The following is a 12,923-nucleotide window of genomic DNA, read 5'->3' as shown; positions in this document are numbered from 1 at the left end:
CATTATTATCATTGTGAAGAAAATAACACACCTCAATTTTCAATTCAACTTATTGTTTTAATTAAGATTAATTATTATCCAAATTTGTTAAGGCGGTTAAATTATTCAGATCTGAGACACAAACTGAGTCCTTGCCAAAACACAGAACATAGCTCAAATACTTCAATCCCTATTTCATTAAGCTATTTTATTTACTGTTTTTTATAGTAAAGAGTAAGCCCAAGCAGTACAAAATAATTATTTATCCACTCAATGCATTTTAAATATTTCATTATTATCTAATATAAATATGCCGAAATGATGAAAAAATTTAAATATATAGATACAGTGTATTATTAATATCATCAGCCTGACGCTATTATATCCAATAAACTAAGCCGTTCAGCCAGCCCGCTTCGCCTTTGTGTCGGCGTCTGGATAGCCTGACGCAATACCGCCTCATGTGCATAAAGAGTCAGTTTTTTTCTGGCACGGGTCATCGCTGTATAGACCAGTTCGCGGCTGACAACCGGTACAAACTGCGTTGGCAATACCAGAGCCGTATGCTCAAACTCTGAACCCTGGGATTTATGTACTGTCATCACATACGCGGTTTCATGCTGTGGCAAACGACTGGGTTGAATCCCTTTGATCTGTCCATCAGGCAGTTGAAAATACGCACGCAGCTCATTATTTTCGTCCCTGAGCATAATGCCGATATCGCCATTAAACAGGCCTAGTGTGCTGTCATTACGGGCAATCATTACTGGCCGCCCAGCATAACCACGGCTGAAAATCCCGGCAGGGCGACGGATCAGCCCCTGACGATGCAATAGCTGTTCTATTCGCTCGTTAAGCCCACTGACACCGAATGGCCCTTCTCTGAGTGCACACAACAAGCGATAGCGGTTAAATTCAGCCAGAATTTCTTTTGCAGGCGCCTGCTTTGCCACCCGTTGCAAATAAGAGTGATAACCCGATACCGTTTCTGTCAGTAACCGCTGATAATCTTCGTCCCCAGACAACGGGTAAAAACAGATATCATTCAATGGTTGTTGCAGAATAGACAGAGCTTCCCGGCTCTTTCCCTGATTAACTGCCGCCGCAAGTTGCCCAATTCCCGAATTTTCATCAAAGCGGTAGCTTTTACGCAACAGGCACAGACGATCACGAACCTCTGGAGCATTTTTCTGATCGCCTGCAACCAAATGGCATCCCGTCAATCGACTTAGCTGTTCTGCTCTTACCGCGCTGTATCCCAATTCAGCAAAACGGCAAATATCGCCCAACACAGCACCCGCTTCCACTGACGCCAATTGATCACGGTCACCGAGCAGAACGATTTTCGCCTTGGGTGGCAATGCATCAATCAACCTGGCTATCATGGGTAAATCCACCATTGAAGCTTCATCCACCACCAGCACATCCAGATTCAGTGGGTTATCCCGGTCATAACGCAACCGCTGGCTATCAGGTTGAGCGCCCAACAGCCGATGAATCGTCTGCGCCTGATTTGGCATAGATTCAAACTGTTTCTCTGTCAGAGGCAATTTTCTAACGGCGCTGTTAAGAGATTCAGTCAATCTGGCAGCCGCTTTTCCCGTCGGAGCCGCCAGTTGGATAACCTGCTTTTTATCCGGATTAAGTTTGATTAAGGCAGTCAATAACTTAGCAACCGTTGTCGTTTTTCCGGTTCCCGGCCCACCAGAGATAACAGAAACTCTGCTAGTCACCGCTACAGCAGCAGCCACCCTTTGCCAGTCCACTGTTTCATCAGACAGTATGAATAATTCATCCAGAATAGTTCTCAGTTGCTCTTCCTGAATACTATCGGCTGATTGATTAGCGGAGAAAAAAGCAGCTACCTGGCACTCACTTTGCCACATCCTCTGCAAATAGAGTCGATCATGCGAAAGCACAACAGGCGTTGGTTGAAAACCATCACTGACGGCAGCACAGTTTTCCAGTGCCGCCAGTAAACTCTGCTCATCAGGTTTTCCCGCAATTTGCCATAGTTGCTCCGCAAATTCACGATGTCGCCCATCAAAAAAATGTTCAGGTGTTATCCGGTTAACCGGCAGGCAAACGTGGCCGGTACCGGTTTCAGCACTCAACAACGCCATTACCAGCAACAGAACAGGATCTTCATCCTCAATCAACGTATGAGCAAACTGTAAATCCAATGAACGCAGGAGCCTGAGGTCTACGGCCTGTCGTAATAACGAAATCATCAATTTTTCTCTTTATCAGGCTGTTCATTACCACGGAAAAGCAGATCCAAAGCATCGACAAATTCAGCCGCAGCGCGACAACTGAAAATACCATTTCCCGGCTGTTGTTTATCGATTCCCCTCAGGAACAGATAAATCACACCGCCAAAATGTTGTTGGTAATCATAATTAACCAGTCTGTGACGCAAGTAACGATGCAATGCCAGTGTATAAAGCTGGTATTGCAGATCATAACGATGCTCAATCATGGCTGTTTCCATCGCTTCTCGGGTATAAGCCTGACTCCCCTCGCCCAACCAGTTTGATTTGTAATCCAATACATAAAACCGGCCTTGCCAACAGAAGACCAAATCAATAAACCCTTTCAGCATCCCTTTCACCTGCTGAAACTCCAGTTGAGGGCAGCGGGCAGAAACAGGGTCGTAACGACGCATCACCGCATCCAGCTCCTGAGATCGCAAAAGTTGTTCGACCGGCAGATAAAACTGCATTTCATCCTGTTGGTGATGAAGCGGAATTTCTGCAAGCTGTATACCGTCATCACTCAATGGAGTCGTAAAAATATCTGCCATCCACTGTTGTAATACCCCACTCCAGTGTTCATCAAACCCGGCCGATTTCAGTTGTTCTGCCAACCATTTCTCATCAGGCAATTGGCTGAAATCAAGCTCTTCCAGAATAGAGTGCAAAAAAGTCCCCGCAGAGGCTCCCCGTGGAAACGTATGTGGTGTCATTTCAGGTTGTTCTGCTATTTGTTTTTCACCACTGGCATCAACATCCAACTTTGGCGCGATAGACTGAACAATAACCTCAATAGACTCTTCTCCAACAATACGGGGGGAAGTATTACCATAATGAACAGCAGAGTTTTGTAAACCAGAATAACTGGTGATCCGCCAATCATCCTGAATCCTGCGATTAAACTGCCTTGCCGACAGCAATAAATCATTTTGGCTTTGTGATTGCCATGGACGATCATCAGTATCACCGATTGAGGAGACAACAATTCCATCCCCACTTAATTCTTTAAGACATTTCGCCAGAAAATCAGCATCACCTTTAACTCCTTTTTGGAGCAGGTAACCCAGAGCACACTGATGCAGATCGGTATCTCCGGCCTTTTTCTTATTACCTTTTATCAGCGGAGCCACACCGACACTGCAATGGTAAACAGAGCGCGTCAATGCGACATAAAGCAAACGCAAATCTTCTGCCAGCCGCTCTTGTTCCGCCAGTTTGATCGTTTCCTCATCAGGAAAAATATCAAGGCAAGTAGCAAAACTTGTACGATCATGATATATCGCCCGTTTCTGCGCCCTGAAATTACAAACAAATGGCAACCATACCAGCGGATATTCCAATCCTTTAGATTTATGGATAGTACAGATTTGTACCAAATGGCGATCACTTTCCAGCCGCATTTGCTGGCTTTCCGACTGCGGATCAGGATGAGATATTTGTTGAGCCAGCCAACGAATAACCGCATGTTCACTGTCGAGTTGTAAAGATATCTCCTGCAACAACTCACCAATATGCATCACATCCATCAAACGCCGTTCACCCTCATAACTCACCAGCAAATTTTCGGCAATATGATGGTTTGTTATTACTGCCCGTAACATCGGTAATACACCACGGCGTTGCCACAGGCGGAAATAACCATCAAACTCATCAACTAACTGATCCCACGCCTTTTCATCATGATTCAGCTTGTCTATCTGACGAGCAGTCAAACCAAACAAACCACTGGCAAGTGCACTTCTCAGAACACGTTCCTTCTCTGGCGACAATACCGCTTGCAGTAACCAAAGAACATCCTTTGCTTCCGCGGTCTCAAATACGCTTTCCCGGTTAGAAAGAAATACGGAAGGAATAGATAACAAGTTAAGTGCATTACGGATCAGTATGGCTTCCTTTCTGCTACGCACCAAAACAGTCATGTCGGCAGCCGTCACAGGCCGGGGATCATCTCCTTTATGTAACAGCGCACGTCCTTCACTGCCAGCCTGCAACCAATCACGAATTTGCGCGGCACAAAGCCGTGACATTGTTTGTTCATAATCTCCGGTAGAAATCCCTTCTCCTGGCTGTAACCAGAAATTCAACGCTGCCTGCTCTTGACCATCATAGCTAAAAGAGAGTCCCCGGTTTTTCTCTGCCGCAGAAACTTCAATAAAGGGGATCTGTTCAAACAAAAATGGATTTTCTGAACGCATAAACAACTTGTTTATTGCCTGTACCATTGAGCAGGCAGAACGCCAGTTTGTCTCCAGAGTATAGTGAGCACTTACCTGAGAGCGGGCACGAATATAAGTGAAAATATCTGCACCACGAAATGCATAAATAGCCTGCTTAGGGTCGCCGATAAATAGCAACCCATTTTCAGGCTGATCGCCATAGATGGTATGGAAAATTCGGTATTGCTGTGGATCGGTATCCTGAAACTCATCAATCAACGCAACCGGATAGCGCTGACGGATAGTTTGAGCAAGCAAATCACTGCCCGGGCCTTTCAAAGCATCATCAAGACGGGTTAATAAATCATCAAACCCCATCTGGCCACGTATCAATTTTTCCCGGCGGATTGATTGGCGAATTTCAACAATCGCTCTGGAGATAATCAAATCACGTAAGGTCAGTGGTTGCTGATATAAATCATCGATAGCAACAAAAAGTGAATGCTTAGGTACATCACCTTTCTTTGTCTTTTCTGCTAATACCGACTGCCGGAATTTCTCCAGCTCTTTTGGCAACTGATAATCCTCTGTAGGTTCCTGAACCCAATCAGTGACTCTGTTCAGCCAATTTGGTAAGTGCTTACTACTATAACTTCTCTTGTCTACACCGGAACCCGCAATTAAATCATGCAATTTTCCAGCCACTTCATTCCATTGGCATTTAACACCGCTGATCAACTGGATAATTTTCTCATGACGGCTTAACAGCGTTTCATCACTGTCTGGCGCATCAACAATATGTGGCATATCCCCTTGTAAATAAGGGTGTAATTCAGCTAACAGTGCTTCCGGCCCACTCCATTCCTGACTGATGACCATTGCCATTGACAACGGCAATGGATAGCAGTAACGGCGCCAGAAATCAGCACACCCTTGTTTTTCCAATGGATGTTGATCCTGAATTAATGTCTGTTCAAACAAAATCCCAGATTCAAAAGCATTATGCGCCAACATTCTCTGACAAAAACCATGAATGGTATAAATCGCGGCTTCATCCATCTGCCGCTCGGCTGCCAGCAACCAGATAGCCGCTTGTTCTTTATCCGGGATTTCATCCAATAGCTGTTGATAGTCGGATCCTGCACTTTCTACTTCGCTTCGAATACAAGCCAGGCGAAGTTTATGAATATTTTCACGGATTCGGCCACGCAGCTCATCTGTTGCGGCTTCAGTAAACGTCACCACCAGAATTTCTTCCACGCTTAAAGGCCGTGGAAAAGCGGCATCTTTCCCCAATCCAAGTAGCAAACGGAGATATAAAATGCCAATGGTGTAGGTTTTACCCGTCCCAGCAGAAGCTTCGATCAGCCGCTGACCATTCAGCGGCAGAGTTAATGCATTAAGCCTATGGACAGATATCTCTGTACTCACTGAGTTCTTACCTCAACAGGTAACTGCTTCTGAAGTTCAGTGACATTATGATAAGTTTTCCAACCTTTCAATTTCGCATATCCATCCGGGTTTGCTGATTTGCCAATCACTTGGGAAATAAATGACAGTCCGCGATGTTTGACTACCGCATCCTGATAGAAATGAATCAGTTGCTTCTGTGTGGTTTTCTTTAGTGCCTCCAGCATCTTATCTCGGCTATCAAAACTAAAGTTATTGCGACTAAAATCACCGGAGAAACGGGCAACTTCGGAATAGAAAGTTTGTGGCGGCTGCTGCCTTTCATTAATCAGCGCATTTTTGTACTGCTCAAAATCAGTTTGAGACATCGCTTCCAGTTTACCCGCGGCTTTCTGATAGAAATCCAGATAACGCTGATTCAAGTATTTTGGTTGTTTACTGTTACTTTGCAGCAGGAAACCCAACCCCCACTGTTCCCCGACACTGGTATTGAAAGCAAACACCGCATACCCCAATTGTTCCGTCGTTCTTAGCTGCTCATAGAACCAAGACTGAAGCATATTGCTCAACAAACTGGAATAAACATAACCTTCTATGCGGTCATACCCCGTCGGGATATAAACTTCAGCTAAAGCACCGTCGGTGCTGCTGCCAGCACGCTGGAAATTAACCGGGTAATTTTTATCAATCACCACCTTGTTCCCACTCCACCAGTGACTTCCTTGATTCGCCAGTTGATGATGGGCAGATTCAGCAATAACTTTGCTCTGCTGTTCGGTCAGGTTTCCAATGATCATCATCTGCAAAGCAGCGTTTTTAATCATCTCATGACGATACTCAACAATATCCTGAACGGTGATGGTTTCCAGCTCTTTCAATCGAACAGATTGTTCAGTGTAAGGTACCCCAGAAAGGCGCTTCAATGGCTGCATAGCCATTTCATAAGCTTTACCGTTATGAGAAACCTTGATCTGTTCACGATACCAGGATTTAGCTTGTTCCAGTTGACTCTCAGTTGGTGTAAACGCCATATAATTACTGATTAAAGAGGTTAAGAGTTGCGGCAAATTCTGAGTGTAGCCACTGACGCCTAATTGCAGTCCCTGCGATGCGCCACTGGAGATATTCATTCCTGCAACGGAAGCCTGATAACCCAACTGGTCAAGGGAAAGCCCTGCCAAATAATCAAGCAAAGAGGAAGTTACCTGCTTACGGGCACTATTCAGACTTTCCGCATGGCGCAAATCAAGAACGATGCTGGCTTTAGGCTCATTAGCAAAATATTGGCTCGGCATATAGAACAAACGGAGATTCTGCTGTTCAAGAATCATCTCAGGATGCTTCTGACTTTTACCTGCTTTTATCAGTTTCAAGTCGTCAGGAATATAAGGATTTGGCACCGGCAGAGAAAAGTTCATTTGTTCCTCTAACTGCTGCCATTTTGTCCGCTGCTGCGATGTGATTCGATCAACCTGATAAGGTGCCTGGACAAAATAAGCCTGTTTATTGTGCGGCTCTTTTGGGCTGATATACCAGATACGGGCGTTTTCAGGCGTCAATTCAGCAAGCCGACTGGCAATTGCTTTCGGATTATAATCATCAGCCACATAGCCGGAATTCAATACATTGGAAACAGGAACTCGCAGCATTGCATCCGATAACCATTCGATATAATGCATATCACGAACGATAGAAGCATATTGGAAAGAGAGCTTCAAAACCTTAGCGATCTCATCAAAATAGCTTTTCTGAATGCCTTTTTGTTTTAACAAATTAATATAGGCAAAAATAGCCGCAACAACCTGATCCCGCTGTTCAAGCCCTTTGTCTGTCAACGTCACATAGATAAAAAAGATGCCTTTATTGCGGTCAATCATCGGTGCCGCACCTGCGTTGATACTTTCAGCCAACCCTTGAGATTGCAGCCAGTCTGATAACGTATTCAAACTGCGGTTACCTATCATATAACCGAGATATTCATCCGTTTTACTGCGAAAATCAGCACTGTTATTGTCAATACTGAACTCCAGTTGCAACGCTTTTTGCGGTTGAGCAGGAACATAATGGATAATAATTCCTTTCTCTTTTTCCGTTACTGCCGGGACGGTAATCGCCGGCACGCTCGCTTTTCTGTCCGGTATCCGGCCAAAAGTATCAACAGCAATTTGAGCCAGTTTATCAATAGGCTGATTACCGTAAATGACACCTTTCATCAGATTGGCTGAATAATAGTGCTGATAGAAATCCACCAGTTCTGTTTGTAATTGACTCCCCGGTTTATCTTTCAGCGTTTCCAGATTACCACCAGAAAAACGGGCATTGGGATGTTTAGGGTTCAGGGTTTCTGATCGTATTTGGGCAACCCGCATCCCATCGCGAGAACGCGCCATTGTCAGTTCCGCATTGACTGCGTTTCGCTCCCGATCTGCGTTTACCGGGTCAAGCAGAGGTTCAGCCAGTGCATCAGCCAGACGATCTGTGGCATCAGCTAACGCTTCATTTTCTACTTCAAGGTAGAAAGCAGTACGGTAAGAGGCGGTGCTGGCATTATAACTACCGCCGTGTTTTTGCAAAAACTCAGATAAACTACCCGACTGTGGGTAGCGCGCAGATCCCATCAGAACCATATGTTCCAGATAATGTGCAAGCCCAAGCTGGCTGTCAGGGTTTTCCATACTCCCAACCGGAATCGATACCGCTGCCAGTGATTTTGTCGCCTTCTCATCAGACACCAGCAAAACCGTCATATTATTTGCCAATTTGATTCCCTGATACTGACGGTGATCATTTTCGCTTTTATAAATTGTCTCTTGCAGTGGCTGCCACTGTTGTGTTTGCGCATAACCTGCCGTTCCCCAGAAAAACAGGAACATCACAGCAATCATGCGGACAAGATGTTTATGCATTATCGGATATTCTCCCTATGTATTCTGATATCGCGCTATCGGTAACAAATAACTGAGCGCTTCTTGTTTAAGTTTTGCTAAAAATAATTTATCAGCTTGCCTGAAAGCCCGCTGAACATAAGGATCATCACCTTCCCCTCTGCGCCCTTGCTCCCCAAGCCAGGCTTTCAGTAGCTGGCTTTCAGCTTTTGATTGGATTTCATCACTGCTGTCAATCTCACCCGTTTCTTTATTCATGCATGTTGAAAGCCACACCCAACCACTTTTACAAAATAAGGGCAAAGGAATTGTTCTTCCGCGTTGATAACCTTCAACCAATTGATTCAAATAATCTTTCGCTTGTTCTGACGGCACAGGGGCAAAGCGCCATTCACTGTTATCTCGCCCATAACTGCGGCTTTCCCCCTGACCACCAGCAAGACAGTAAGCCAGATGTTCAATCCACAGCTGCATACCATCATTTGCTGTCAGACTAGCCGGCCGCCAACGTAGTAAACCATCCGGCTGCACCTTATTAATTCGTCCTGTCAGAATGACTTGCCCTAAATCATGATGTAAATCGACAGAGAAAGTCTCTATTTGTTGTTCACGAATTTTATCCGCCAGCGGTTGCATCTCTTTTTGCTGCTTCAACCAATAAACTTCACCAAAAGCACCAAAAGGCAGCCCTCCAGCCGCACGAAGTCGGTTGAAGAGCGGCTCAGGCGATTGTTGTTCAATGAGTGTATTCAACAATAGCTGATTAAATTGATAACGTTGAAGATTATCCAAAACAAAAGGTTCTTCCTCAGGTAACTCCGTTTCTTCAATGACAAAGTTTATTTTCAGACAACGCTGGAAAAAAAACCGAACGGGATGACGGTAAAAGCGGATTAAATCATCAAGTGTAATTTCCCGAATGTGTTCCGTTTCGACAGGCTGACAAAATTCAGAATATGCAGCACCTTGCTCAGTCGCTGCCGGTAGCCACTCTCCGGCATAACTTTGCTGATAACTGCCCGGTATAAAGTTTGCCGGCGCAAATGGAACCCGGGTATGAAGAGACAACAGATGTTTTCTGATATTAGCGGCGCTTTCATCAACGTTCAGTTTTTCATTGCCTGGCAAGCAGAAACTCTGGCAAACATAATCCAGCAATTCATTAACCAGCACTGAAGGGTTGCATTCCGTATCATCACGAATGGATTTACCGATGTAACTAATATAAAGAAACTGTTCAGCGGATATCAGCGCTTCAAGGAATAAATAACGATCATCATCCCGCCGTTTTCTGTCTCCCCTTTGACTTTTTTCTGCCATCAGGTCAAACCCAAGCGGTGGAATTGAACGGGGATAAATACCGTCATTCATTCCCAATAAACAGACAACCTTAAAGGGGATAGAACGCATTGGCATTAGGGTGCAAAAGTTGACAGACCCTGCGAGAAAACGCTGACTTATTTTTTCATCATCAAACCGGAGAGCCAATTCATCCCGCAACAGAACCAGTGGCACGATTTCCTGATAGCGGGCATTCAAGCCATTACCTATCACTTTCTGCCACTGCTGCTCTATCATTGCCAGTACTAATTCAGTTTCACTGTCTGCGACGAAAAATGTTTCCAGCAATTGCTGACAGACAGGTAACCAACCCATTAGCGTCTGATTCTCACCCAAAATTTTGCGCCAGTAGCTCAATTGCATTAAAAACTCAGCTAATTGGCCGGCAAGCTCCGCTGCTAAACCGCTGGATTCATCATAAGGCAATACCTCTTTCCAAGGACCTGACCGGCTATCCATGGCATAACCCAACAACATTCTGGTCAGCCCAAAACGCCATGTATGCTGGCCTGTCACCGGCAAGGACAGCTCTTCCACATTGTCGTCATCCAGCCCCCAGCGAACACCAGATTCTTCAACCCAACGCCTTAATAAACGTAAACCCTCTTCATGAATTTCAAATTTATTCGCCAACGCCGGAACTTCCAGCAATGCTAAAACCTGCTCAGTGGTAAAACGGCTTTGAGGTAAATCAAGCAGTGTAATAAATACCTGTAAAATTGAATGCGCTTGACGGGCTTTGCGATCAGAAATTGCGAATGGAATATAACGTTCAGCAGAGACATTACCAAATACCGCCTGAACATAGGGCGTATAATTGTCGATATCCGCGACCATCACAATAATATCCCTTGGCGTCAGTGATGGATTATCTTCCAATAACCTTAAAAGCTGATCCTGTAAAATTTCCACTTCCCGTTGAGGGCTATGGCAAACATGGAAAGACAAAGAACGATCTGAAGGATCAAGCAGCCGTTTTTGCAGGCTATTTTCAAATGTTTCTTTTGTTGAGCCAATCTGGGCATGATCCTCCAGATAGAGAATATCCCTTTGGAGCTGATGTAATACGTTATCTTGTTCTAATTCGACAAAAGCGTGAACATCCGAACTTTGCTCAAGCTGAGACAATAAATAAAGATTATCACGCCCTAATCGCCCCCATGACGCCAACAAGGGGTTACTGATATCCTGTTCACCTTCATCGTTAAACAGTGATTGAGCATTGCCAGGATCTTTAAAATATTCCAATTCCTGCTTATTTTTATAGTGACGCGGTTTACGGCTGCTCAGTTTTGCCAGAAAAGCATAATTCTGAATATCTCCCCAATAGTATTTACATGGGTTGGTAAACATCAGGTGAATATCAATATGCTGTCCCAATGCCTGTAAGGCTTGTAAATACACAGGCGGCAAAGCCGAAATACCACAGATAAATACCCGTTTCGGTAAGCAAGCTGAAAGTTCAGCACTGTTTTCCAATATCGAAATAAAACGGCGATACAAGTTAGCCCGATGCCATTGAGGTTGTTGTAGCTGGTGGGTATATTCCGTTAATTCCAGCCACAATCTTTTCTGCCACAATTGATTATCGCTCAAACCATCAATAAGCTGCCCTTGCTGCCAGCTTTCCAGCCATTGCGGGCGATAAACAAGATATTGGTCAAACAGGTCAGCAACCCGCCCGGCCAATTGATGAATTTTCCGTTTATCAAAATCCTGATCAAGATAGTGCCTAAGTGGGACAAATTCTGCTTCTGGCAATAATTGAGGCAATAACGCCATCAGTTTCCATGTCATGGCATCTTTACTAAAAGCACTTTCTTTCGGGATATCAGGCAATACTTTGGTAAACATATCCCAGATAAAAGTAGCCGGAAGTGGAAACGAAATATTGGCTGATATCCCTATTCTTTCAGCCAGTTGGATTTGCAGCCACTGTGACATGCCTGGGCTTTGTACCAGAATGACTTCCTGCTCAAACGGATCAGTCAGTGGATTATCTCCGATAAGTATGGTTATCAGCTCTTTAAGAAGACCCAACTGATTAGAATGATAAACCTTGAACATCAGGACTCCCGTTTGAACAAATCCACCGGCTTGCTTTACTTTGCTGATTATAAGACGTTGTTACTATAACTGTAAGCTGATAGCAATCAGATAACTGATATGTCGTCTGAAATTCAGCATGCCATCCCGGTGGCGGTGTTAATTCTGATAAAGCACTTTGACCTGCAATTAATTCATATTGTTCCAGGTATCCATAAGATAATTTATCCGCCTTTGATTGTTGCCAATGTTGCTGAAATCCAAATAATAGTGCCTGATGATAACGCATTAATCCCAGTAAAGAGACAGAAAAGACCATAACGGCAACCATAACTTCGGGCAAACTCATCCCTAATTGATGAGCATGAAAAAGATTTGGTTTCATAAACAAAACCCCGTATCTGCCTCGGGACAGAAATCCAGCCAACCGCTTTCTACCGGAATAAGAGAATCACTTCCACCAGAAGAGATTAATTTCATCCATTGATACAATCCGACAAATTGCCCGGATGCCACTTCTGCCACACCTTTCAGCAGAAAAAAATTACTTGAGTACCTTTTTAAACAGCTTGTTAAATGGAACTCCTGCTGTTGCAGGCAATACCACTCTTCTGTTTTATCACGATAAAGTAGCCATGACTGAGCCATTCCCCATGACAATGCAGATTCTGCTTGCTGAAAAGCTTTTAAATATCTGCGTTCATCAACCATCATGATTAATGCGTTATCCAGATGATGATGTAAAGCTTTCAGCATCATAAGGCTCACAGCCAGCAACATCAGCACTGAAATTAACAATACATTTCCTTGCTGAAATTGCAGGCAAACATTTGGAGAATGCTCAGTCACGGTAC

General features: G+C 44.4%; 6 protein-coding genes. All 6 read right to left on the bottom strand.

Going from position 1 to position 12,923, the window contains the following annotated elements; all coding sequences use genetic code 11:
- Nucleotides 1–344 precede the first annotated feature (344 nt).
- From recD to ACGF63_RS07395, 6 genes are read right to left on the bottom strand one after another with little or no spacing between them, the layout of a single operon-like run.
- Nucleotides 345–2,210: an exodeoxyribonuclease V subunit alpha gene (recD, locus tag ACGF63_RS07420; RefSeq protein WP_387629818.1), complete on the bottom strand. Its 1,866-nt coding sequence runs from the start codon at nucleotides 2,208–2,210 to the stop codon at nucleotides 345–347.
- Nucleotides 2,210–5,818 carry an exodeoxyribonuclease V subunit beta gene (gene recB / locus ACGF63_RS07415; protein ID WP_387629816.1) on the bottom strand — a complete coding sequence of 1,203 codons (3,609 nt, stop codon included), beginning with the start codon at nucleotides 5,816–5,818 and terminating at the stop codon, nucleotides 2,210–2,212. Before recB ends, recD begins: the two co-directional genes overlap by 1 nt.
- On the bottom strand, nucleotides 5,815–8,703 hold the full coding sequence (gene ptrA / locus ACGF63_RS07410; RefSeq protein WP_387629813.1) for a pitrilysin: 2,889 nt from the start codon (nucleotides 8,701–8,703) through the stop codon (nucleotides 5,815–5,817). The genes recB and ptrA overlap by 4 nt, the downstream gene beginning before the upstream one ends.
- Nucleotides 8,704–8,718: 15 nt before the next feature.
- Complete coding sequence (gene recC, locus ACGF63_RS07405) at nucleotides 8,719–12,090, bottom strand: exodeoxyribonuclease V subunit gamma (RefSeq protein ID WP_387629810.1); 3,372 nt, start codon at nucleotides 12,088–12,090, stop codon at nucleotides 8,719–8,721.
- Nucleotides 12,068–12,454: a prepilin-type N-terminal cleavage/methylation domain-containing protein gene (locus tag ACGF63_RS07400; protein ID WP_036843807.1), complete on the bottom strand. Its 387-nt coding sequence runs from the start codon at nucleotides 12,452–12,454 to the stop codon at nucleotides 12,068–12,070. The genes recC and ACGF63_RS07400 overlap by 23 nt, the downstream gene beginning before the upstream one ends.
- Nucleotides 12,451–12,918: a YgdB family protein gene (locus tag ACGF63_RS07395; protein ID WP_387629807.1), complete on the bottom strand. Its 468-nt coding sequence runs from the start codon at nucleotides 12,916–12,918 to the stop codon at nucleotides 12,451–12,453. Before ACGF63_RS07395 ends, ACGF63_RS07400 begins: the two co-directional genes overlap by 4 nt.
- Between the last annotated feature and the right edge of the window lie 5 nt (nucleotides 12,919–12,923).

Origin of the sequence: Photorhabdus sp. RM322S (assembly GCF_042879395.1) — a bacterium.
Lineage (GTDB): Bacteria > Pseudomonadota > Gammaproteobacteria > Enterobacterales > Enterobacteriaceae > Photorhabdus > Photorhabdus khanii.
This window is presented reverse-complemented; position numbering and strand designations above follow the sequence as displayed.